General features: G+C 40.5%; 18 protein-coding genes and 1 CRISPR repeat array. All 18 genes read right to left on the bottom strand.

The window, feature by feature from the left end; all coding sequences use genetic code 11:
- Nucleotides 1–32: 32 nt before the first annotated feature.
- Nucleotides 33–2,171, bottom strand: a complete 2,139-nt coding sequence (locus tag GFC28_RS01415) for a DEAD/DEAH box helicase (RefSeq protein ID WP_044741981.1) — start codon at nt 2,169–2,171, stop codon at nt 33–35.
- A 2-nt stretch (nt 2,172–2,173) separates the two neighbouring features.
- On the bottom strand, nt 2,174–3,502 hold the full coding sequence (locus GFC28_RS01410) for an ATP-binding protein (protein WP_044741980.1): 1,329 nt from the start codon (nt 3,500–3,502) through the stop codon (nt 2,174–2,176).
- The gene (locus tag GFC28_RS01405) at nt 3,503–6,076 is read right to left on the bottom strand and encodes a TerB N-terminal domain-containing protein (RefSeq protein ID WP_044741979.1); all 2,574 of its coding nucleotides are present in this window, start codon (nt 6,074–6,076) and stop codon (nt 3,503–3,505) included.
- 845 nt (nt 6,077–6,921) lie between these two features.
- Nucleotides 6,922–7,086, bottom strand: a complete 165-nt coding sequence (locus tag GFC28_RS01395) for a transposase (protein ID WP_082063499.1) — start codon at nt 7,084–7,086, stop codon at nt 6,922–6,924.
- Between the two features lie 107 nt (nt 7,087–7,193).
- Nucleotides 7,194–7,825: direct repeats of the CRISPR family, unit length 30 nt; unit sequence GTTTCAATCCCTCATAGTTAAGATAAAAAC.
- Between the two features lie 566 nt (nt 7,826–8,391).
- A complete protein-coding gene (locus GFC28_RS01390; protein WP_044741977.1) occupies nt 8,392–9,177 on the bottom strand; it encodes a 5-deoxy-glucuronate isomerase in 786 nt (261 codons plus the stop codon).
- A 16-nt stretch (nt 9,178–9,193) separates the two neighbouring features.
- A complete protein-coding gene (locus GFC28_RS01385; RefSeq protein ID WP_044741976.1) occupies nt 9,194–10,030 on the bottom strand; it encodes a class II fructose-bisphosphate aldolase in 837 nt (278 codons plus the stop codon).
- 13 nt (nt 10,031–10,043) lie between these two features.
- Nucleotides 10,044–10,940, bottom strand: a complete 897-nt coding sequence (gene iolE / locus GFC28_RS01380) for a myo-inosose-2 dehydratase (protein ID WP_044741975.1) — start codon at nt 10,938–10,940, stop codon at nt 10,044–10,046.
- A 76-nt stretch (nt 10,941–11,016) separates the two neighbouring features.
- Nucleotides 11,017–12,936: a 3D-(3,5/4)-trihydroxycyclohexane-1,2-dione acylhydrolase (decyclizing) gene (iolD, locus tag GFC28_RS01375; RefSeq protein WP_044741974.1), complete on the bottom strand. Its 1,920-nt coding sequence runs from the start codon at nt 12,934–12,936 to the stop codon at nt 11,017–11,019.
- A 117-nt stretch (nt 12,937–13,053) separates the two neighbouring features.
- The gene (locus GFC28_RS01370; protein ID WP_044741973.1) at nt 13,054–14,514 is read right to left on the bottom strand and encodes a CoA-acylating methylmalonate-semialdehyde dehydrogenase; all 1,461 of its coding nucleotides are present in this window, start codon (nt 14,512–14,514) and stop codon (nt 13,054–13,056) included.
- A 55-nt stretch (nt 14,515–14,569) separates the two neighbouring features.
- On the bottom strand, nt 14,570–15,577 hold the full coding sequence (gene iolC / locus GFC28_RS01365) for a 5-dehydro-2-deoxygluconokinase (protein WP_044741972.1): 1,008 nt from the start codon (nt 15,575–15,577) through the stop codon (nt 14,570–14,572).
- Nucleotides 15,578–15,616: 39 nt separating this feature from the next.
- The gene (gene iolG, locus GFC28_RS01360) at nt 15,617–16,639 is read right to left on the bottom strand and encodes an inositol 2-dehydrogenase (RefSeq protein WP_044741971.1); all 1,023 of its coding nucleotides are present in this window, start codon (nt 16,637–16,639) and stop codon (nt 15,617–15,619) included.
- 521 nt (nt 16,640–17,160) lie between these two features.
- Nucleotides 17,161–18,174 carry a LacI family DNA-binding transcriptional regulator gene (locus tag GFC28_RS01355; RefSeq protein WP_044741970.1) on the bottom strand — a complete coding sequence of 338 codons (1,014 nt, stop codon included), beginning with the start codon at nt 18,172–18,174 and terminating at the stop codon, nt 17,161–17,163.
- A 78-nt stretch (nt 18,175–18,252) separates the two neighbouring features.
- Nucleotides 18,253–19,206 (bottom strand): sugar ABC transporter substrate-binding protein, encoded by a 954-nt coding sequence (locus GFC28_RS01350; RefSeq protein WP_044741969.1) that lies wholly within the window; start codon nt 19,204–19,206, stop codon nt 18,253–18,255.
- A gap of 77 nt (nt 19,207–19,283) precedes the next feature.
- Nucleotides 19,284–20,279, bottom strand: coding sequence for an ABC transporter permease (locus GFC28_RS01345; RefSeq protein WP_044741968.1), 996 nt, complete (start codon nt 20,277–20,279; stop codon nt 19,284–19,286).
- Nucleotides 20,280–20,287: 8 nt separating this feature from the next.
- Entirely contained in the window at nt 20,288–21,796 is a 1,509-nt protein-coding gene (locus tag GFC28_RS01340) for a sugar ABC transporter ATP-binding protein (protein ID WP_044741967.1), read from the bottom strand.
- Between the two features lie 331 nt (nt 21,797–22,127).
- Nucleotides 22,128–23,180 carry an inositol 2-dehydrogenase gene (gene iolG / locus GFC28_RS01335; RefSeq protein ID WP_044741966.1) on the bottom strand — a complete coding sequence of 351 codons (1,053 nt, stop codon included), beginning with the start codon at nt 23,178–23,180 and terminating at the stop codon, nt 22,128–22,130.
- 369 nt (nt 23,181–23,549) lie between these two features.
- A complete protein-coding gene (locus GFC28_RS01330; RefSeq protein ID WP_044741965.1) occupies nt 23,550–23,990 on the bottom strand; it encodes a PH domain-containing protein in 441 nt (146 codons plus the stop codon).
- Between the two features lie 224 nt (nt 23,991–24,214).
- Nucleotides 24,215–25,549, bottom strand: coding sequence for an APC family permease (locus tag GFC28_RS01325; protein WP_044741964.1), 1,335 nt, complete (start codon nt 25,547–25,549; stop codon nt 24,215–24,217).
- Nucleotides 25,550–25,808: the final 259 nt, after the last annotated feature.

Below are 25,808 nucleotides of genomic sequence, written 5' to 3'. Positions count from 1 at the left end.
TACAGTTGGATTGAACGAGTTTCATGAAAAAATCACAAGACAATTAACCTAAATGTATATGAATCAAGATAAGAAATCGTATTTTCAATATCAACTTCATTGGCAATATGCATTTTGTCTCTTAGTTTTTCTGGTAAATAAAAGGAATACTTAGACACAAATTTTTCCCTTTCTAATACACCTTTCATCACATCTTCAGGACACCAATTCGAATTTTTAATATCATCAAGAACCTTTAGAATATCTTCTTCAGGAGGCATTGTAATTTTAATTCTCCCTACTCCATCAACTGTTTTTACATCAACACCTTTTGTTCTAAGCATCCACATTAATGTTTGAAAAATGGTTGTGCCAGTATAAGTTTCAAATACTAATTCATCTTTTTTCCTCCATATTACCCGTTGTTGAGGTGTAACTTCATAATAATGGTAAGGTATTCTTATCTCCTTTAGACAATCTGCAGCCTTCTCGTCAATATATTCAAAGGAATTGTCTGAACAAATAATTTCCATCATTTTTTCACCGATTCTTTGGTGTATTTTACCGCCATCACCAGAATATTTAGGAGGATCTCCTTGTGAAGTCTTAGAGACATATATTTTATTTCGCTTTGAATCAATATCATAAATTTCCCATAACTTTCCCGCCAAAATAATTCTATCTTTAATGTTAATAAATGGTTTTTTATCTAATGTACCTATTTGTTTTGTTCCACTAAAGACATCGTACTGTTCACGTGTCATGAAAACAGAATAAAATTCTTTACTTCTTAAGATTCTCTCTCCTTCTACACCCAGAATTAATTCCTGAACAACAGGCAACTGTTCAAGAATTTCTCTTTCTATCATATGATTTAATAATTCATTAATGTCTTCTATATCTAAATCATGGAATGCATCATTGAACTTGATCTCTTGAATAAGCTGGGAACGTTTTATCCCATTATATTGTTGGCACATAGATATAATTTGATGGAATAAAATATCGAATGGTTGTTTGTATCCTTTGGATGGCTCTACCCATTTTTCTAACACCAATTCCATAACTGCTAATGATTGGACTAAACTATCTTCCATTGTGCTATATAATTGAAGTATGCTGCTAGAACCTTGTTTTCGCCCCGATCGTCCTAGCCTCTGACGTAATGATGATACTGTATAGGTACTGTCTACCTGTATGACAATATCAATACTTCCGATATCTATGCCTAACTCTAAAGAACTAGTTGCAATCACACTCTTAGGAAATGTAGATTCGGCAATTGTTTTTTCTACAAACTCGCGCTCTTTTTTATCAATAGATGAATGATGTGGATAATATGTCTCTCCTTCTCCATCTTTTTGTGCTAAACGGTTAAGAAGAACAGTAGAATATTCAACCTCTTCTCTTGAGTTACAAAAGATAATTGCTTTACTTTCTCTTGTCAATTCTCTTATATCTTCGTATAACTCGATTGGTTTTTTATTAGGTTCAATGCATTGAAAGTGCATGAGATGGTAGAGTAACTCTTTATCGTATCCTTTTTCGTGAATAATTCGAACTCTATCTGTATTTCTAAAGTTAACCCATTGTTTTACAAACTCAAAATTATCAATAGTTGCGGATAGGCCGATATATCGGGGACGTTTGTTTATTACTTTTTCTATTCTTGCTAATAATGAACGTAATTGTCCCCCCCTCTCAACGTCTAAAAACGAATGTATTTCATCTATAACAATAAAATCTAACTCATTGAAAATATGTGGAATCATAGATGTTCTATTAATAAATAAACTTTCAATCGACTCCGGTGTGATTTGTAATATACCAGCTGGATTTTGAATGAACTTTTTCTTTTTGCTTTGGAAAACATCACCATGCCATTTATGTATGAGAATTCCAATATCCTTACAAAGGTTTTCAATCCGTTCGAATTGGTTATTTATCAGTGCTTTTAACGGAGAAACATATAACACTTTCAATGATTGTTTAGCTGTATCCTCTATTAGTGTAAGAATAGGTAAAAAGGCTGCTTCTGTTTTTCCAGAAGCAGTCCCCGATGAAATGATAATATCATCATCTGTTTCGATAATTGCAGGTATTGCTTTATCTTGAATCGGAGTGAATTCTTCCCATCTCATCTCCCATATTTTTTTCTGCATATTTGGCGATAACAAATCAAACGAACTCATTCTCATCCTCCTGTTCTTGAGAATCGAGAAGTGATATTTGTAACTCTGCTATTGTTGGTTGATTCTTGATTCATTAAAGCGACTCCAAACAATTCCGAACGATTATAGTCGGTGTGTTGTTGAAGAATGTTTAATGCACCTAAAAATGTACGAATAACCTCCCCTACTGTGAGATTACCTTCTGCACCTGGCTTAGAGTATTCCTTACGAATGAACGATTTAATTTCTTCGTTTGTTACCGTGGTTTCATATCCATGATGTACAGCATGAATATCTCTTAGTTTCTGTAAAAGAACATATGTTTCATCATGTGTTAACGGTGTTAATTTAATCACTGGTTGACTTAAGTCACGATGTTCTTTAGTTTCAAACGGATTGGTTTGCAATCGTCTTTTTAATGCTCCGTATGAAAACAAACCTTTTCGTTCATCTTCCAAAAACTCTGGTGTTCCACCAATAGTAATATACAGACCTTCTACGTTTCCTTGTAATGTATCATTATAAATCTTTAAGATGGTTTCATAGTTCTTTTCTCTTGTTTGTGGGTGAGTAATCTTATATAAGTTAATGGCTTCATCTAAGTTGATAACAAGACCAGAATAACCAATCTGTTTTACAAACTGAGACATAACCTTCAAATAATCATAATAGTTGTTGTCATCTATAATAGTTCTTACCCCTAAATCAGATCTTGCTTCTGTTTTAGTGCTATATTCCCCTCTCAACCATCGGATGGCCTTTCGTTGCAATTCATTGTTATCTTCAACAAAGCCTTTAAAATAAAGATTTAGGACGCGGGAAAAATCGTAACCACCAGTTAACTCATCCATCTTAGAAACAATTTTAGTGATCTCTGTTTGAACATCTTTCACAAATTCCTTGTTATCAAACTCCACGAGTCCGTTATATTTATCCTCTGCTATTTTTGATTGAACATCGCTTATCCATTTATCTAAAATAGCAGGTAATGCATTCCCTTCTGGAGAAGTAGCAGTAGACAAGTTTTTCATCAATTCCGTATAGGTAGCAACTGCCTTTCCTTCACTACCATATAATCGTCTTTCTGGGGTAAAGTCAGCATTAGCCACAACAAATTTTTCATTAAATGCGATTTGTTTAATTAACGATTGAATAAAGCTTTTTCCACTGCCAAAAGGACCAATAAATAATTTAATAATGGAAGCACCTTCTTTAATATTCTTTAAGTCGGATAAAATTTGTTTTGCTTCTTCCGCACGACCTACCATGATATATTGAAGACCTCTGCTTGGAACAACTCCACCTGATAATGCATTCAAAATAGCACTGGAATCTCGTTTTTTAATATTCATTTATACACTCTCCTTTAGTTCATTTAATACCTCAATGTACTCTTCATAAATGACATATCGTTCTCCTTCAAGTTCAATGAATTTGTCTCCTAAAATATCCATTGCCTTTTCGTTGATGTTATCTATCACAACATTAATCATGACACCTTTTGACTTCATCAATTGCTTAGCTTCAGACACTTGAATACTATCTCCCGTAAAATGCTTTAATAAAAACTTTTCCAATTCAGATAGAGAATGAATGAATTCACTTGCTTCTCCATCAGACGAAGATAAAAAATTCAACGAAAAACTGTCACTGCTCCCAAAAAATACATCTGACTCATGCTCTTTATCACTCTTTTCAGAATTAGGTATGTTATCATTAACATTTTCATCAGCTAATACTGCAGATACATTATTTTCAACAGTTGTAGAGATTGAATGTTCATCTCCGTCTTCATATTGTTCAAAATGTTGTAGTAATAAGCGATTTTCCTCTTCAAGTTGTTTGATTTTATCATCGTCAAATTCAATAACCGTCTCTAAGTCTTGTATTTGTTCTCCTGATGATACAATATCTTGTTTTTGACTGATATCTTTAGGTGGATCTGGTATCTTAGAACCGCTATTCATGGTACCTTTTTGAACAACTTTAAATCGTGAACCAATACCATCTTTATTTAAAAATATTTGTTTCATATTTTCACGAAATTCTTCAGGCAACACTTCTTCATCCACTTTCACCATTCTGTTATTCTCTTTTAACAGCCGCATAATGTTTTCTGAGTATTTGAATAACGCAGTTACCTGGTCAAATAATTTTTCAGAAGGCACTAATACATTCATTGTAATTTCAGTGTTTCTCTCTTCTCTATGAACTACTGCCCCTTGAAACAAGAACATTGGCTGCTGCTTAATATTTTCAACTAACCATTCATCCACTATTGAAATCCCATGTTCTTCGTAGTACTCTCGTAGTAATTGAATTCCTGATTTGAAGATATTGTAAATTCGGTTTTTGTTCTGAGTAAAAAATGCAGTTTCTCGATGATTACGCAGATACTTTTTCCAAATGGAGATTGAAATTTTGCTCCAGTCTTCTGTTTCTATAAGTGTTTTCTTAAATTCCTCGTAATAACGATTACTTGTTCGTTCCCTAATCCAATTACTTGCTAATTCTTTCTCTCCTGCTTCTAGGAGCATATGACCTATCCATTCAGGTAAATAACGCGATAAACTCGGAAACCGTTCTTTATAATTGTTGTAAAGATGAACTAACATGCTTACATTAAAAGATGTTTTTTGGTTAAAGGTATAATTAATTAACTCGTAAGCAAATAAATAAATATAGCTCAAATCCGTATCTATGTAACGCCCCTTTAAAACTTCCTCTCTCCAGTAAAAATACCAATTCTTTTGGTTATCATCTAAGGACCTAAAAGTGGGATAGTATTGCATAAAGGGCACAAACTTCACCTTGGGATCTCCTGTTTTCTGTGAGTAATGAAGGGAGTCATTTAAAAAATCTGATTCCCCAGTGTATACGCTAATATAGATATATGAATTTTTTAATGTCTTTCGTTGTTCCTTCCCTTTTATGTTATGAATCATTTCTTTTACAAATGAAGGAGTTTTTACATGTGCAAATTCAGGCATTATAATGGTCTCTTCATCGTAAAACGTACCTGATAACATGTTTTTAATCCCTTTGATGAAAGTATTCTTAACATCTTTAAGTTGTGATTTTGCTACAGGAGAAGATTTTTCCTCTTTATCAACCAATATATCCAATTCAATCTGACTTTGGAGCTCCTGATTTTCTTTTTGTGGCGTTTTTATCACTTCTTCTTGTTGATGTGAATGATCGATTTTTTCTTTTATTTCTAATTCCTGTTTAAATCGTATCAATTCTAATAACGCTGCTTGTAAACAGCGTAAATGTTCATTCTTTATTGTTGAAACAACTGATGAAAATTCTTTAAGGTTATTTTGTTGTTGTTTCTCCATTTCACTATTAGTAAGCTGTTCTTTTTCTTTTAGCACTGACTCTGTTGGAATCTGTTTATTTGATCTTTGTTGCTCTTGTTCAAGCTCTTTGTTAACAAGGATGGTTAAATGTTTTACTGGTTCTGTAGAAAAAGGGATTTTTTTAAAAATTCTACCACCTAGTTCGTCCGTACATTTTTTGTTATCTGGTTTATTAGGTATCGCATGTATTTTATCTGTAGATTTTTTCTCATACGAGTGTGTCGGGATCGCTATTGCAGAAGTACCTTTCTCTTTTCTTAATGTATGAACTTCGGTATTTTCATTAGAAGCCACTGATTCAGAAAGTTCTAACACATGTTCATAGGTAACACCCTCCACATCCAAAGAAGATTCTACCCTCTTTTCGTTGAGTTTGTTCACCCAGGATGAAATAAAAAACATATCTAACCAACCAAGAATAAAAGTATAACCCGTCCAACTGAACAAAAGATAAAGAATTGCTCTAAACGGCTTTTTGAGATAAAATAAATGGGCACCTAATCCACCTAAAAAGAAAGCTAATACATAGGCAACAATTTTATTCTTATAAACCTTTTTCTTCAATAGTTATCTCCTTCCTAAGCTGTAAATTATCACTCCATTGGCTTTATCTCAACTTAGAATATGATCGCTCACCAAAATTCGATACGTAGCTTTACGCGGAGTGACAGTTACGTAAGGATCGACGACATACGAAACAATTCGTAATTCCGTATCCTGGATATTTGGCAAGAAATATAGTAATTGAAGCTAAAATGTTGCATTCTTCGAAAACGTGTTTCTTCATCCTATTGTTGACCCTTATATTTTAACTAGTTTTGACAAAAAAATTTGTCGAATCCTGTTATAAAAACGAAAAAGCAGAAGCACAAACGGCTTTCTATTGCAAGCAACATACTGTATATCGGCTCAACAACCCTAAACATAAACTCACTAACATCTTTCTCTAGTCCAACAAATTTGAAATTTGTGCCAATGGTTTCAAAATGTTTACGGACGAATTTCATTTTAGCTTGTCCACTGGCTGCAACTTGATTACTTCTGACTAAATGAAACGGTCCTGTCAACTTTTCTTGCGATTTCGCAGGACTACCAGCACTTGTTTGATATCTTCGACAAATAATAATCGAACAATTCTTTTTTATTTGCAACACTATTAATCCAGCCTTCAAACGGTTCTAACAAATCCCTTACTATTTCATACTCAGTGAGTTCGTCTTTTGACAGTTCATTTAGCTTTCTAAAGGTAAAGGTTATGTAAAAATCTACCTAGAACCATTCAATTTGTAGAAAGTTTTTAATCCAATCTGGAATGAATATAATATCCTCTACTTCTTGTATAGCTTGATTTATGAACCGACCGCCTTGAAGTTTATAGTTTAACTGTTCATTTAGTTCTGGAACTTCCACTAAAATGCCAATTTGTACTGTATATTTTTCACCCAGCCGTGAAGAGTATTTTCGTTAATTTTAAGCTCACGAGCCACTTGTGCAACGGATTTCGCTTCCTCCAAAATATAACGAACCGTTTGACGCTTAAAGTCTTCCTCGTACCGCCTTTGTTTTTTTGTCATGTAGACCCCTCATTTTTTAGTCTATTATTACTATAATAATCTGTGTCTACTTTTTAGTCTAACATCATTAGTTCTAATTCTTTTTGCTTTTCATATGATTTTTTAATGTTTCAATCCCTCATAGTTAAGATAAAAACAAAAATGCTGTAAATTATTCAGAATTAATCGAAGTATGTTTCAATCCCTCATAGTTAAGATAAAAACGGGATAAACGAAAGAAGAAGTGAAAACGAATACCGAGTTTCAATCCCTCATAGTTAAGATAAAAACAACATGTGTATGTCGTTGAGGATGACGGTTTCTGGTTGTTTCAATCCCTCATAGTTAAGATAAAAACCGGCAGGAATGAAATACATCTTGGCTAAATTCAAAAGTTTCAATCCCTCATAGTTAAGATAAAAACCCTTGCCGAACCAGAACGTGCTAAACGGCGACATTATGTTTCAATCCCTCATAGTTAAGATAAAAACGCGTTGAATGCAACCCCGGAATGAACAAACACACCAGTTTCAATCCCTCATAGTTAAGATAAAAACTTTTTTATGAAGATCGTGTTGTTTTACCAACAACGAAGTTTCAATCCCTCATAGTTAAGATAAAAACTTACAACTGTGGATGGATCTGAAGGGTCGGTGATCAAGTTTCAATCCCTCATAGTTAAGATAAAAACCAGGTCTACGTTAAGAGCGGAGTTTCTAGAGCATTTAGAGTTTCAATCCCTCATAGTTAAGATAAAAACCCAAACATTATGATAAAATCAACATTTGGAAAATCGATACAATGTTATTATAAACTTATCTAAAGATTCTATCAATATTTGATTTCTCTTATCACGAGAGGAATTTTGGTAAATAGAAAATTGTCGTCGATCCCCCGGGGTTTGTGCGCTATTGGAGGTCGACGACAAATCTTTTTTCATAGATTTAGTAAAAAATGGATTGTCTCGCAGCGGCGTTTTCCATTCGGTCTTTCCGAAATATCAGAGCCGTAAGCTTTAAAAGCAGGCATAGCGATAGAGTCTTTTGTTACTGATTCCTAAAACGATTCATTATATATGCTATTCCCTGCGGCCAATAGAAGCTTTTCGGATAATATGGAAGTAAACGAAGAAGTTCCATGAACAGAAAGGAAGATAATAGAATATAACAAAAAATCAACTTGCCTATAATTTTAAGAATTCCATATTTAAAGACTGCTTAAAATTGTAGTGGGAACGTTTAGATGTTTTTTCAGTAAAAGTTGTTCTATGATAAAAAGCCTGCGAACGGTTCAAAACCTTCGTAGGCTTATTTGCTTTATGTTTGATCATTTGTTCGGCCAAATTTTGGCATGAGGATCAAGAAGCCATTTATGCTCTTCCTCTATGATCCGATCTGTCCAAGGATGATCGAGGTGGCGAATCATCCAGCAGAAATACATGGCATAGCCTGGCGCGGTTGCCTGCGGGTGATCCATGCCCCCAGGAATCGTTATATAGCTGTTATGCTCGACACGATAGGCGTGGGGACCGACCATCGCACACCCAAAGCCTGCCGGCCGGTCGAAGCGATAGTAATACACCTCCGGCTGATCATGATGATGGGGCGGATAGCTTGACCAGCGGCCTGGATACGAAATCACTTCACCGATGACCAAATTAGAATAAGGGGCATGATTGTAATCAAAAATGGTGCGGATCACACGCTCGGCCGTTCCGTTCCATACTCCCTCCCCCGCCACTATACTTTCGCAATCATCTGGGGTATATAACTTTGGTTCAAAGCTATTGGGATTATCCGTCTTTTGCACAAGCACTTCGCTCTTCGTCCGCGCTGTCACCTTGACCTCTATCCCCTTAGGAACGTGAAGGCACCAAGGAGATTCAGTAAATACGCTGTCGCGCTTGACCTCGCGAGAAAAGCCATTCCATTCCAAACGGACATCCCCTTCTAAAAGAAGAATGGCCGCTTCTTTTTCCTCATCAAAAAGCCGCTCCACTTTGCCAGCAGATAGCACATAAATCCCGATATCCTGTAGCATATCAGGATGCTTGCTTTTCATATCCGTAATCATGGTATATCCTTCTTTTAACTCGCCAAGTTTTTCATACATACGCCCAACAGACCTCCTATACACGTCCAACACTTTGAAACATTCGCATATGGCGCTTCACACTTTCAGCTGCTGCTTCAATCACACGTTCATGATAAGAAAAATAATCGCTAAAAGGGCGACCAGTGTTTACAGCATTTACAACGTTATGAAAGGTTGCCGTTGCCACATTAATCTTTCGGATTCCAAGATTAATACTTTTGCGAAAATCATCCTCAGAAATTCCCGAACCTCCATGAAGCACAAGCGGAATCTCGACCGCTTGATCAATTTCCTCTAGACGATCAAAGCGTAAACACGGGTCCCCTTTATACATTCCATGCGCATTGCCAATCGCTATGGCAAGTGCATCAATTCCGGTTTCCGCAACAAAACGCTTCGCTTCTTCTACAGAAGTAAGCAATATTTCAAGATCAACCGAACCGTCTTCACTTCCGCCTACTTGGCCGAGCTCCGCTTCTACAGTGGCCCCGTACCTTCGAGCAAGCGCCGTCATTTTCTTTGTCTCCGCGATATTTTTTTCGAGTTCATCATGAGAGCCATCATACATAATCGATGTAAAACCGATTTCCAGTGCTTCGCGGATCTTCTCTTCCGTTAAGCCATGATCAAAATGAACCGCTACCGGAATTTGGGCCGCTTTCGCCGCGGCTACCATCATCGGACCAATGATAGACAACGGAGAATGCTTCAGACGCACCTCGGCAATTTGCAAAATAAGTGGAGAACGAAGCTCTTCCGCTGCCCGAATGGCCCCAATGACCATTTCCATATTGGCAACACTAAAAGCCCCAACACCGTAATGATGTTCTTCGGCATGAGTTAAGATTTCTTTCATCCTGACTAATGTCATGATCCCTCTCCTTTTATAAACCGCATGTTTCTCGAATGTACTGCCGGGCTTTTAACGCATACTCCAACGGGTTGGCGACAGATGGATCCTGCTCCGCCTCCACCACCAGCCATCCTTCATATCCGGCGGCAGCTAGTGCCGCAAACACCGGCTGAAAGTCGATCGCGCCATCTCCCGGTACCGTAAACACTCCCGCTTTGACCGCCTGCAAAAAACTCATTTTCCCTTCGCGAACTTTATGGACTATCTCCATTCGCACATCCTTTAAGTGAACATGGTGGATACGATGGATATACTTATTTAAAACATGTAAAGGATCTTCTCCAGAAAACACAAGATGCCCCGTATCATAAAGAAGCGAAACCTTTTGGGGATCTGTTTCCTCCATTAGACGGTCTATCTCTTCCGTTGTTTGGACACCTGTTCCCATGTGATGGTGATAGACGATTTTCATATTTTTCTCCGCTGCCAAGTCGCCAAGACGATGTAAACCGTCCACTAAACAACTCCATTCTTCTTCTGTAAACACCGGTTTGTTTTCAAATAGCGGCGCTTCCATTTGGCCTTGGATACTGTTCCCTTGTTCTGAAACAACGATGACCTTTGCGCCCAGCGCATATAAAAAATCACGATGGGCTTTAAACGCTTCTGCGGTTTCCTGAAATGGTTTAGAGGTTAAAAACGCGCTAAACCAAGCGCTTGCGATCCTTAGTCCCCTTAAATCCAGCGCTTTTTTTAATACTTCTATCTCACGCGGGTACTTATGGCCAACCTCACAACCGATAAAACCGGCAAGCGCCATCTCACTAATGCACTGTTCGAATGGAATATCACCGCCAAGCTCGGGCATATCGTCATTCGTCCAGCCGATCGGCGCAATAGCAAGCTTCACTCTGTTTTCGGTAAACATGTTCTCCTCCTGTTTTCCTCGAATCGTTCAAACGATATAACCACGATGTCGATTGTTCTATCTGAACATATGTTGTTTAATACTTACGAGCTAATTGAAGATGGGCTTCTTTCTTTTGGTAAGCCGCTTCGATGCCTTCTTTGCCCGATACTTCGGGCACACCGACATGCCACCAGGAGTCATATCCGTGCGTCATCGTCTTCGGCAACACTTTAATATCGATGAGCGTGCTGACCGTTTGCTTTTTCGCGTCCGCCATCGCTTCTTCCAGCTCCTCCATTGTGCGAACGGTGTAAGTTTTCAATCCGTATCCTTCTGCAACCTTTGCATAGTCGATCGTGATGATCGGGCCATCAAGTTGTCCTGTTTCGGCATTGCGTTTGCGAAATTCAGTAGCAAAACTGCCCATGCCATTTTCCATTTGGAGATTGTTAATACAACCGAACCCAGAATTATCAAATAAGACAATGTTTATTTTTTTTCCTTCTTGCAAACTCGTCACAAGCTCGGAATGAAGCATGAGGAAGCTGCCATCGCCCACCATTGCATACACTTCTTTATCCGGTTCAGCGAGCTTAACGCCAAATGCGCCTGCAATTTCATAACCCATACAAGAATAACCGTATTCCATATGATACGTGTTGCGAGCTTTCGATACCCACATTCGCTGCAGGTCACCAGGCAAACTGCCTGAAGCGCCTACAATGATGGCATCATCATCAATCTGTTCGTTAATCCTTCCAATCACGCTCGTTTGCGTTAAGGCGGAGCCAAATGCTTCTTTATATTCAGGCAGTTTTTCATCGATATGCCCCGCAATTTCCGGTTTAAAATTCTCGCGATAAGCAACCGAATAAAGGCGGTTTAACTCATTCGCCCATTTTTGTTTCGCTTCAACGATTTCATTTTCATAGGCAGAAACATAGTTTCCTAGTGCCGCGCTGATGGCCTCAAGTCCAGCCTTGGCATCGGCAATGACTTTCACTGCATCTAATTTTGCGGCATGAAATTCAGAAACATTGATCGTGATGATGTCTGCGTGGCTAAATAAATGTTTAGAAGCGGTTGTAAAGTCCGTAAAACGGGTACCGACTCCAATAATTAAATCCGCCTGCTTAGCAATGGTGTTGGCTGCTAAATTCCCTGTCACGCCTATGCCGCCAAGATTAAGCGGATGGCTACTCTCCACGCCGCTTTTTCCAGCTTGTGTTTCTGCAAATGGAATATGGAATTTTTCTGCAAACGCTACAAAAGCATCCGAGGCCTCTGAGTAGCGAACACCGCCGCCTAATATGAGCAAAGGCCGTTTCTTGGAACGAATCAGCTTGACCGCGTCGTGAACACTTTCCATCGACGGCTGGCGGCGCTCCACCCGATGCACACGTTTGGCGAAAAAGCTTTCAGGAAAATCCCATGCTTCTCCTTGAACATCTTGAGGAAGCGCAATCGTGACAGCACCCGTGTCTGCAGGATCGGTTAATACGCGCATGGCGTTCAGCATCGCAGACATCAGCTGCTCTGGGCGGCAGACACGATCCCAATACTTGCTTACTGCGCGGAACGCGTCATTTGTAGATATCGATAAATCATGCGTTTGTTCAATTTGCTGCAAAACAGGATCCGGTTGGCGGGTGGCAAATACATCGCCAGGAAGCAACAGAACTGGGATATGGTTGGCTGTTGCTGTAGCAGCAGAAGTAACCATATTCGCCGCTCCGGGTCCCACAGACGAAGTGACCGCCATCATTTGCTTCCGATGCTTTTGCTTGGCAAATGCGATCGCCGCGTTGGCCATCCCTTGTTCATTCCGTCCCTGGTATACCTTCAATTCGCCAGGATTCTCTTCAAGAGCTTGGCCAAGCCCAAGCACATTCCCGTGGCCAAAAATCGTAAAAATGCCTTTTACAAATCGTTGCTGCTTTCCATCAAATTCGATATATTGGTTATTCAAAAATTTAACAAGCGCTTGTGCCGTTGTTAAACGAACGGTTCCCACTGTTCTAATCCTCCTCTCACTTCTATAAAATCCATCCCACACTGATCACAAACAACGAAAAGAAAGAGGAGATGGCACAGACGAATTTCCATCCCATCTCTTCCTTTAATAGTTTCGTTATTTCATATAGCGAGCTGTCACCATTTTCTTTCTCGTGTAGAACTCAACACCATCCGTACCGTTTGCATGTAAATCTCCATAGAAAGAGTCCTTATAGCCTGAAAACGGGAAGAAGGCCATTGGCGCAGGAATCCCGATATTAACGCCAAGCATTCCTGCATCAATAGTTTCACGAAACTGACGGACCGCGGCTGCGCTATCCGTGAAAATGCAAGCGCCATTGGCGAACGGTGATGCATTCGCATACTCAATCGCTTCTGTTAAATTTTTTACACGTACAACGGATAGAACAGGGGCAAAAATTTCATCTTGCCAAATTTTCATCTCTTGCGTAACGTTTTCAAAAATCGTCGGACCAATAAAGTAACCTTCTTTGTTTACAGCGGCGTCTTTGCGGCCATCACGCACCAGTGTGGCTCCTTCTTCAATTCCTTTTTCGATATAGCCAATGGTGCGCTCTTTATGGCTTTGGCGAATCACCGGACCTAAAAACACTCCTTCGGCAAGACCATTTCCGATTTGGATCGCATCGGCTTCCACCTTCAATTTTGCTATGAATTTATCAGCAATAGACTCTTCCACCACGACAACCGAAGTCGCCATGCAGCGTTCGCCAGCAGAACCGAAAGCGGCGCTGATGATCTGTTTGGCCGCATGTTCCAAATTGGCATCGGCTAATACGATCGAATGGTTTTTCGCCCCGGAAAGAGCTTGCACGCGTTTCAAGTTGGCTGCCGCTGTTTTGTACACATATTCAGCCACCGGCTGAGAGCCGACAAACGAAATCGCCTTCACCAGCTTGTGCTCTAACAATCCGTTGACGACATCGTGCGCACCATTGACAATGTTTAATACCCCTTTAGGAAAACCCGCTTCTTCAAACAGCTCGGCAAGACGTTGCGCTAAAAGCGGCGTGCGTTCCGATGGCTTTAATACAAAAGTGTTGCCGCAAGCAATCGCTAACGGGAACATCCAGCACGGCACCATCATTGGAAAATTAAACGGCGTAATACCGGCAACTACTCCAAGCGGATAACGGTACATGCCAGATTCAAGCCCTGTTGCGATATCAGGAAGCTGCTTGCCCATCATTAAAGTTGGGATTCCTGCCGCAAACTCCACGCATTCAATCCCGCGAAGCACCTCCCCATAGGCTTCATCGTAATTTTTGCCGTTTTCTATGGTCACAAGCCGCGCTAGCTCTTCCCAATGCTCCACGAGAAGCTGCTGATATTTAAAAAGAAGACGAGCGCGCTTTGGAACGGGAACTTGAGACCATGTTTGAAACGCCTCGTGTGCTGCTTGAACGGCCTTGTCTACTTCTTCTTTTGTGGAAAGTGGAACAATCACCAGCTCTTCACCTGTTGCTGGGTTGTATACAACCTCTGTTCGATTGGAAACAGATTCGACCCATTCCCCACCGATGTAGTTTTTTAAGCTTTTTACAGTTATTTTCATGCGATACCATCTTCCTTTCATCCCTTAAAATTCCCGAATATTCAAAACAAAAATCCTATGATAGAGCAGGCTCATAAATAGCCGTCTCAATATGATGCTGAAGCTCTTGAAGAGTGGGCATCGCATCAGAGCAGCTGTGACGCGAAATCACAATTGAAGCCGACGCGCTTCCCAGCTTCATCGCTTCGGCAACATCCCTTCCATTCATTAAGCCATAGATAAAAGCAGAGGCATAGGAATCGCCAGCGCCAAATGTTTTCAATACATTGGTGCGAAAAATACCGCTGCGGTAAGATTTTCCGTCTTTAGTATACGCAATCGAGCCTGCTCCTCCATGTTTAATGACGACCATTTTAGCGCGGAACGAAAACCAGCGAGAAGCTGTATCATAATCATTAGCCTCTTTTCCATTCAACAATTTTTCCATTATATTAAACTCTTCGCGAGTGCCGATCACGACATCACATTTTTCAGCAGCCAAATTATAATAAACCGCCGTTTCTGCCTCATCCGTCCAAGTATATGGACGATAATCAAGGTCAAAGAAAACCGTCACACCATGCTTTACGGCATATTCCAATGCAAGAAACACGGCTTCACGTGATGGACTTTGCGCAAGGGCGGTACCGGAAATGAGTAGCGCCTTTGATTGTTTAATATAATCTTCATCAATATCCAATGGATGAAGCTTCAAATCTGCGACATTATCGCGATACATTAGAATGCTGCAATCCTCCGGGCTCTTAATCTCGGTAAACGCTAAACCCGTTACAGCCCCCGTACGGTCGATTGCGATCCCTTTTGTGTCGATGCCGTTTTTCTGCAAATAATCCAAAATGAAGCGTCCCATTTGATCGTTCGCGATTTTTCCAATAAATCCGGTTTTTTGGCCTAGCCGTGCAAAGCCAATCGCAATATTGGCAGGAGAACCGCCAACGTATTTCGTAAATGTTCGTGTTTCTTCCATTGGGCGATTGATTTCATTCGCATTGAGGTCAATGCACAACCGGCCGACCGCGATGAGATCAAGTGGACGATCTTGATGAAAGGTTAGTAGATTCATACTATTTTCCTCCTTTCTTCGCATAGTCCCTAAAAACGATTAGACAGAGGCAGCGGAATTTACCGCTTCCAGCTTCACAGGGATACCAGCTTCCAACGATTTTTTTGCCGCTTCGGCAATCCGTTGGGCTTGTAAGCCATCAAAGCCGCTGCAAATAACAGGCTGGTTGGTAAGAATAGCTCTTACAAATTCTGATACTTCATTCATATAGGCTTGGGTATAGCGCTCAAGGAAAAAATACAGCGGTTTATCCTTGGACACGTGCTCAGAAGTAGAGACTTCAACGGTCGTAGGGCGATGGTTATCAGCCAATGCCGATCCTTTACTTCCAAATATCTCAAGTCGCTGATCGTATCCATAGACAGCTTGGCGGCTGTTATCAATCACACCAAGAGCGCCGTTGGCAAATTTTAAAGTGACGACAGCTGTATCAATATCTCCCGCTTCTTCGATGGCGGGATCAACCAGCACGGCCCCGTAAGCAGACACCTCCACCACTTCACTTTCCATAATGTAGCGCGCCATATCAAAATCATGAATCATCATATCCATAAAAAGCCCACCTGACGACTTGATGTAGTCCATGCTGGGCGGCTTAGGATCCCTTGATGTAATACGTAAAATGTGCGGAACGCCAATCGTTCCATTTTGCACAAGATCCCTGACTTTCCGAAAATTCGGATCAAATCGGCGGTTAAACCCAACTTGAAACTTCACTTGAGCTTTTTCAACAGCTTCCAGTGCCTCTTCTGTTTCTCTTAATGTAAAACTGATCGGTTTTTCACAAAAAATATGCTTTCCTGCTAAAGCCGCTTCTTTAATCATCGTGGCATGTGTATTCGTTGGAGAGCAAATCAACACCGCATCAATGTCTGGATCCATTAATATTTGGCGATAATCCGCTGTTAGCACCTCGATTTGTCTCTCTTTCGCCCACGATTCCAGATGATGAATTGCAACATCTGAAACACTCTTGACTCGAACTTGTGAAATGAAGCGCAAATGATCTGCGTGCAATCTGCCGATTCTCCCTGCGCCAATGATTCCTACCGTCAATCCCATCGCCTGAATCTTCCTTTCTCTTAGTAAAGATACGGACATCTAACCCGAAATAAAGTTAAGCGCTTTACTTACCATTATTATACGACTTTTTCGCCTAATCTCAAGTTAATTTTAAATTTTTTTAACATTCACTTTCTAGATTTTTTCACTTTTTTAGTTAAGCGCTTTACTTTCTGCGCGAAACTATGAAGCAGTCTGAAAGCAAGGTTGTGCGCCTACCATTTAGGCACTCGCCTAAAAAACATCAGAAACCGCCTTGCTTGGACCGTCCTTCCTAAGAATATCTCTTCTTTCTTTCAAGCTGGTTCTTCATCCCTAATCCATTGTAGAAAGCATCGATAAGAGAGTCCGTTTGGATGGGAGCTTTTCTGTTTGTCTATCGAACAAGAAGACCATGTCTATCGCACCAAACGAACTCCACATGTTTGCTTTGCAAAATGGGTCTGAACCAAAAAGCAGCTTTCCTATTCACTATTGATTCCTTGCTCTTCTAACATTCATGCTTAGAGAAGCACAAGAAGTCACGAATATTGATCCTTTAGGTCTTTTACCGATTGCCGTTCTACTAAAGCAGGAGCCAGCATAATCCGATGTCCAGGCATTTCTGGTTTTTCAATCGACTCAAGCAGCTTATAGACCGCATAGCGGGCCAGATCATCGATTGGCTGTGCAATGGTTGTTAGACCAGGATCAGCAATTTCGGCATGTATCGTATTATCAAAGCCAATAACGGAAATGTCTCCCGGAACCTGCACGTGAAGCTTTCGAGCTTCGTTCATAAAAACCACTGCGATTAAATCGGTAGTCGCAAAAACACCAGTAGGCTTTTCTGGTAAATGAAGCAGCTTTTGCGATGCCAGCTTGGCATCTTCCACTTTAGAGATGGCATCAATAATGAATGGGCTTTCTAATTCAATTCCCTGATCGGAAAGAGCTTGTTTAAAGCCTTCCAATCTCAACCGTCCGCTCGGACGGCTTAATTCGGCAATGATCGCCAAACGGCGATGTCCTTTATCCAGCAGATAACGCCCGGCAAGGTATCCTCCTCTAATATCGTCCGTCGTGACAACATGCGAAGATAAAGCAAGATGGTCGATCGAAAACATTAAAAACGGGATATGTCTGGACTGAAGCTTTCGAAAAGCGCTCAGATCTTTTGGCTCTGTCGCAATAATAATGCCGTCTACTTGTTTTTTCATAAGCAATTCAAGATAATCTTGCTCTCGTTTTCTTTGGTAATCGGTACTGCATAAAATCATCGCATATCCCGTTTCCCGAGCATAATTTTCTAAAGCTCTCGCTACTTCAGCAAAGAACGGGTTGGCAATATCCGGGACAAGGACACCAATAGTAAATGTCCTTTTGCCTGTTAATGCCGCCGCTAAGCTGCTCGGCTGGTATTCAAGCTCTTGCATGACCTTCATGACTTTTTTTCTCGTTCGGTCACTAATATTTCCTGTGTTATTCACGACTTTCGATACTGTCGCTATCGAGACACCTGCTTTTTTCGCTACATCATAAATCGTCGGCTTCATTTAGTTCAAACTCCTTAGATAGTCCTTTTTCTTCATTTTACCATGAAGGAATACCACCGGTTAAATCATTCGTATGGACTACTCTACTATCTTTTTAAGAAATTCTAGCTTTTCTTGTGCATTTTCTTTTGTAATCACCTCAACAGGGCTCTTCATGCGTTTTTCAACTTTTTTGCCTTTGATGGCGGCTAATGCGTTTTTCACTCCTTCGTAGCCCATGTCATATGGACTTTGCGCAATCGTACCGGCAAGCTTTCCGGCTAAAATCGATTCGACCGCTTCTAGCGTTCCGTCAGTACCAATCACTTTAACATCTAACCCTTTTGCCTCAACAGCGCGCAACACGCCAAGCGCCATATCATCATTGGCCGCAAATACACCTTTGATATCATTATTTTTCTGCAGGATATTTTCCATAACGGACATCGCTTTTGTTTTATCGCTATCGGCAGGCTGTTCAGCAACAACCTCGATCCCTGCTTCTTTAAGAGCGGCTTTGGCTCCTTTCACGCGTTCATCTGTCGCCGTATTTCCAAGCGCACCTGAAACGATCGCGGCTTTGTCCCCTTTTTGCAGCATGGAGGCAAGCAATTTTCCTCCTTCATATCCAGCCTCATAATTTTCCGTACCTATAAAGCTTGTTTTATTTTTAAGATCGGCATCTGTGTCAATAAGAAGAACGGGAACATTGGCTCCCTCTAACACCGGGACGACTGTATCAGGCTGAGTCGGCGAAACGACAAGGGCACCAGGCGATTGGCTTAACTGATCCTCAATCATATTCACTTGCTGCATCACTTCAGATTCTGAATTGGGTCCAACAACGGTCACATCGATCCCAAGCTCTTTGCCAGCCGCTTTCGCTCCAGCCTCAACGTACTTCCAGTAAGGGCTTGATAACGTTTTCAAAACAACAGCGACTCGCTCTGTGTTTTCACCTCCACTCGCTTCTTGACCACTATTGCATCCAGCTAAAAGAACCATACCCATGAACGCAGCGGCTACGCTGAATAACCGAATTTTCTTTTTCATCCAACATTCCCCCATTTCCCTTTACTTGCAATCTTGTGAAAGCATGATCCTTTATCAACATTCCAATTAGCAAACAATTAAGCTTTTTTGCTTTTGCGCTGGCGAAGCACATCAACAAATACGGCGGCAATAATGACCGCTCCAATCACCGTCATTTGGAAATCAGCGGAAACATTCAAGAGATTCAGCCCATTTCTTAAAACAGCGATAATCAGCGCCCCGATTAATGTTCCCCATACAGTACCAACTCCCCCCAGAAAGCTGGCACCACCGATAATGACCGCCGCAATCGCATCAAGCTCATAAGAAAGTCCAGCAAGAGGAAAAGCTGAATTCACGCGGCCGACCATAACAAGACCAGCAAGCCCCGCCATGAAACCGCTAATCGTATAAACAATAATCAGCACTCGGTCGACATTAATTCCCGATAAGCGCGCAGTTTCAGGATTGCCGCCAATCGCATAAATATAACGCCCTGTCTGTGTTCGTGTTAAGAAAATATGGAAAAAGACATATACCACAATGACAAGCAAAAAACTTACCGGGATCGGCCCCACAAATTCACGTCCTAAAAATTGAATCATGTAAGGAAAGCCGGCAATCGGAGCCGCACCTGTAACGATTAAAGCGATGCCGCGGGCAATGTTCATCGTACCGAGAGTGGAGATAAATGGATGCGGCAAACGCAGCTTCGTTAATAAAATCCCGTTTAACCAACCAAATGCCGCTCCTACCGAGAGACATACGAGGATACCCAAAAGCGGATGCATTCCCATATTGACCGTCACAATTCCCATCATCATAATCGAAAGCGCCAACAATGAACCGACAGACAAATCGATTCCTGCCGTTAGAATCGGCAAAAGCATCCCGATTGCCAGCAAGGCGTTGATCGAAGATTGCCGAGCGATATTCATGACATTATTGATCGTTAAAAACTTAGGCGACAGAATCGTCAGGACTGCTGTTAATAGAATAAGACCGATTAGAGGCCCGAACTTGCTGATAATCCGTTTAAATGCGCGATTCTTTTCCACTGCCTCGTTTTTCGTTTGCACCGCTACTTGACTCATATTGATTTTCACCCTCCTGTAGCCGCTCTCATAATTCGTTCTTGTGTCGCTTCCTTAATTGGCAAATCCGCTGTTATTCTTCCTTCTCTCATCACAAGAACTCTGTCACACATCCCGAGAATTTCCGGAAGCTCTGAAGAGATCATAATGACAATGGCGCCATTTTCAACTAATTGATTCATCAAGCGATAAACCTCTACTTTCGCTCCGACATCAATTCCTCTTGTCGGTTCGTCAAAAATAAACACCTTTGCCTTTGTGCATAACCACTTGGCGATCACTACTTTCTGCTGATTCCCACCGCTCAAATTGCGAGCTTTAAGCTCGATATGATCAGGACGAATCTTTAATTCTCGAATAAATCGCTTGGCTTCTTCCCGGATCTCATTTAAATGAATAAGCCGTGATTTCTTCGTAAATTTTTTCATATTGGCCATCGTAATATTAAAATCTAGCTTTTGATCAAGCAAAAGCCCCTCGCCTTTTCGGTCCTCGGTGATGAAAGCAATTCCAGCATCAATGGCATCTCGCGGAGACTTGATCTTTACTTCCTTGCCATCAATAAAAATTTTTCCATTTCGGCGCGGATCGGCTCCAAATATAGCCCTAGCAAGCTCGGTGCGCCCAGCGCCAACCAGCCCGGAAATACCAACGATCTCCCCATATCTCACACGAAAGCTAACCGGCTCTGAGGCGCCTGCCACTTCTAAATTTTCTACTCTAAAACCTTCTCGGCCAAGTGTAAAGGTTTGCTTTGGAAACTTCTCATCCAAAGATCGTCCAACCATTAATTCAATCCAATCATCGGTGTCTGTCGTTTTAACAGGCAAGGTTTCAATTTTGAACCCATCCCGTAGAATCGTAATCCGATCTCCTAATCTCTTAATCTCTTCAAGCTTATGAGAAATAAATAAAATGGCTATTCCTTTCTCTTTTAATTGCTCGACACACTTATAGAGCTGATGGACTTCCTGTACACTTAGGCTGGAGGTAGGTTCATCCATAATAATCAACTTCGCATCAAGGGTAAGCGCTTTCGCTATTTCGACGAGTTGCTGCTGTCCTATGCCGAGCTTCCCAAGCTGCATATCAGCAAGATCTGGGCTTTGACCAAGCATTTCTAAACATCGCTTTGCCTCTTCGCGCATGGTTTTATGGTCAAGCATCGACATCTTGCCACCTCGCTTTAATTCCCTGCCCAAGAAAATATTTTCATAAACCTTGAGCTGGGGAATTACATTTAATTCTTGATAAATGGTGGCAATCCCTAATCTCATAGCATCAGCTGGCGTTTGGAGATGAACAGCCCTCCCTTCCCAATAGATTTCACCGGCATCCTTTTGATAAGCACCTGTTAAAATTTTGATAAGGGTCGACTTCCCCGCTCCATTTTCACCAAGCAACACATGAACCTCACCAGCTTTAATATCAAGATCAATTCCTTTAAGCACATGGTTTTGATTAAAGCTTTTTTTAATACCTTTCATTTCCAAGAGATTTTCAGCATGCCCTACCATCTAAGGACCCCTTTCTAATTGGTTATTAAGCACACCGCACTTTAACTTTTTAAAATTAGATCTATATAGACCTTATCACCATTTATGATGGTGGAGATAATATTGGAATCAAGTTTCTATAGATAAAGGGGCACTATGTGATTGAATTCCTAATCAATCAGATATTCATGCAGGATGATGACTCCTTAGCATCCGCCATTACCTTTTTATGGATTCTTCAGATGATCGAACAGGCTCGTTGGCCAGTTGGGCAGTTCGTATTCTGACCTCGGCCATTCGCAAGCCGCCGTGCTTTCATAATGGATGGGCGATTCCATTTTCAAACTGGCTTTTATATCAGTGAGGCCGGCGTTTGAATAGGCGACTGCACCGTAACAAGCTTTCCTGTTTCAAACGATTCTCTGCATGCATAGCCAAGGGCCGTTGAAATCACTCCATCTTTGACAGTAACGGCTGGCTGTCTATTTTCTCTTATACACGCAATGAATTCTTCCGCTTCACTTAAGTAGGCTTGTTCAAACCTTTCTAAAAATCCATCTGAACATTCTTTAATGGCCCCTTTTTCATCAAAGACCGTCACCCTATTCTTTTCAGGAATGGTGCCAATTCTTAATGTCCCCTTCGTCCCGATAATTTCTGTTTCAATATGATATCCGTGTGCACAATTTCGTCCGGCAACAAAAATTCCGATTTTGTTATTCTCAAACTTGACTAACGCCGCCCCTGTTTCCGCATCATTCATTTCGCTAAATTCCGGATAAGCATAGGCTCCTCCGATCGCCCATACTTGTTTCGCCTCGACACCCAAATACCAGCGTGCCAAATCAAAATCATGGATCGCCATGTCCAAGAACAATCCTCCGCTGTAATTGCTTTTGGCAAATTGTATAAATTCATCCATTGCTTTCGCAGGATCAAGACCATAGCAGCGGATGAAAATCGGCTCGCCTATTTTTCCTTCCTCGATTTTCTTTTTGGCATATTGGTAAGACTTGTCATATCTTCTCATAAAACCGAGCATAAAAATCTTATCCTTCTGTTGATTCACGGCCTCTTGAACACGCAAAGCTTCTTCTAAATATAGCCCAAGCGGTTTTTCGCAAAACACATGAAACCCTGCATTTAATGCTTTTACGATTTGTTCGCAATGGAAATTGGAAGGCGACGAAATGAAAATAGCATCCAGCTCTTGATTCTGTAACATCTCGTCAAATTGGGTATAACCGTATTTGATGCCCCAATCCTTCTGAACCTGCTCGACTTCCTCTGCTGCTACACTGCAAACAGCCAATAACTCGCAGCCCGAAATGCGAAAGGCTAAATTTTCCGCATGCTGCCTGCCTAACCTTCCAAGTCCGACAATCCCTACTTTTACTTTCTCCATCCGTTTCCATTCACCCCTGCCCTTTCAATATCACACGGTTTAGTTAAGCGCTTTCCTTTAGATGCATAAAAAAATAAAAATGTTCAAGAAATCAAACTTGATCATTTTTAAAGGTAAACGCTTTCCTTAGTTGCTATTATACTTGTCGAAATATTCAGAAGTCAATAGATTTAACACAAAAAAATTTTTGTTTGTTTAAATCCATATAATATGTTTTTTTACAAAAAAATGATAGGAAGCTGACACATGTTGAAAATGGTCCGACAAACGCGTAATCCATTCAAAAGCGCTAGACACCTTTGGCGATGTCTAGCGCTTTTAATGAACGAAAAAGAACCGCTCCCGACCACATTTCGGCAGATAGGAAAATTACCCCTCAATAAGGACGTCCGGTCTTATTTTCTTTATTTGTTTTAAAAATAACGATTTGTCTTTAGGAGAAATTAAGATGAACTTCGACTTTCCATATGTGATTTGCAAGCGGTCAAGTGATAAAGCCGATGCTGACAGGGGATTTTTAGACTCGGTGATCGCTTCAATTTCTTCAAGAGGAATTGTCCAACTAAAAATTCCTCCTCTTACTTTTAAGACTTTGTCAGTTAAAATGTAAAATGTATGAAACCATCCTGAAAACAAAAATAGCGTAAACAAACTGCAAATGACGATTAATAAAATTTTGTCATTAACAGTTAGACCCTCCGCTATAGTACCTAACTCTAAGTGGACAGCTGTTGGCAACACAATACTTCCAACGATTAATAGCCATGTCACGATGGAACTAATGGGTCCTTTTTTCGAGTAAAAGACCAACTTAACCCTCCTTTCATTTTTATCTTTATATGTTATATTTTACAATACAGAGCAAGATGACTCCATATTTCTCCTCCTGAATCAGTCAGATGCGTCATCTCGGCAAATCGGTGACAATGATCGAAGCATCGGCTTTCAAAATCTGAATGGCAGGACATCCCCATTAAAAAATCCGATTTAATTAAAAACGCGAACAGCATAATCACTGTTCGCGTTTGTTTACATTAGCTTGCTTTTAAATTTGAAGTGCTGTTATTTTTTTCTTTCAGTTTCCAATAGACCGGCAAACCAATTAACGTAATACCAATCGAGAAAAGCGTGTCAGCAGGAGCATTCATCAATGTACTAATAATAATGTATGCCGTACCCCCAATCGCCACAAGCGGCGTAATCGGATAGAACGGAACTTTATATAAATGCGATTCATTTTTATCTTTTTTGCGAAGCAAGAAAACCGCATTAAAAGACAATCCATAAAATAGCAAGACAGCGAAAATCGCCATATCCGTCAGCCTGTCAGGATTCCAAAAGATCATCATCACGATCGCAATCACAGCTTGTACAACAGTGGCCCCTACCGGCGTATTAAATTTAGGGTGAATGCCGGAAAGGAATTTCGATCCTGGAAGAAGCCCTCTTACTGCCATAGCGTAAGGAATTCGCGGGAATGTAAGAATTTTTCCATTTAAGCATCCAAAAATCGAGATTAAAATACCGATCGCTAAAATTTTTCCGCCGATTTCGCCAAACAATAATGTTGCTGCTGTTGATGCCGCATTTGGTCCTAACTCAACAATCTGATCAGCAGGAAGCACGTGCAGCATAGCAATATTAACCGATAAATAAGCAATAATAACAACTAAAAGTCCAGAAATGATGGCTCTTGGAAGATCTTTTGCAGGGTTTTTCATTTCTCCCGCCATAAATCCGACATTCATCCAGCCATCGTAGGCCCAGAGCGTGGCTAAAATAGCAGCCCCCATACTTAAATTTTGAATATTTCCACTTTCTACATTAAAAACAGCGGCATCGCCTTTAAACATTCCAAATACGGCAATCAAGATAATCGGAATCAGCTTTCCGATTGTAGAAGCCGTTTGAATAAATCCGCCAAACTTTGTTCCCAATAAATTCAAACCTGCAAGTAAAATCGTCGTTACAATTCCGATGATCAGGCTGCTTCCTTTTGGAAAATGAAAAAAGTCAGCCATTAATGTACCGAAATATAGAGCAAGAGCACCAATAACAGCCGGTCCATAGACAATTGTTTGCACCCAGCCGCACAAAAACCCCCATGTTTTCCCATAAACTTCTTCAATATAAGCGTATAATCCGCCAGTTTTAGGAATCTTCACACTGACTTCAGCAATGGTTAGGCCGCTTGCCAATGTAATAATGCCGCCGATAATCCACGCCAAAAGCGCCATATTGGAATTACCGGTCGCAGACAGGACGACCCCCGGCTTCATAAAGATTCCGGAACCTATTACAGTTCCAATCACTAAAGACGTAGAAACAAAAAAACCGATGTTGCGCTTTAATTTCATTTCCTTTTCCATTTCTCCTGTCCCCCTCAGAAGTACAAATGTATAATTATATAGTTGCAAGGATTATATCATACTAAACAGCACAAAATAATTTTTCCGAATTATTTTATTATTATTTTTTCAATACTTCTCATTCGTATCTTATCTAAAATCCTTTGTATAATAGGTTTTTATCAAAAAATAATACTATATAAAATTTTATTTTTTATTATATTCTAAAAATTAATGATATTTTATTTGTCTTTTGTTCTACGCGAAACCAAAAAGCCTT

The sequence above is a fragment of the Anoxybacillus sp. B2M1 genome (assembly GCF_001634265.1).
Classification (GTDB): Bacteria; Bacillota; Bacilli; order Bacillales; family Anoxybacillaceae; genus Anoxybacteroides; species Anoxybacteroides rupiense.
The sequence above is the reverse complement of the archived record's forward strand: the minus strand, read 5'-3'. Positions and strand labels throughout refer to the sequence as shown.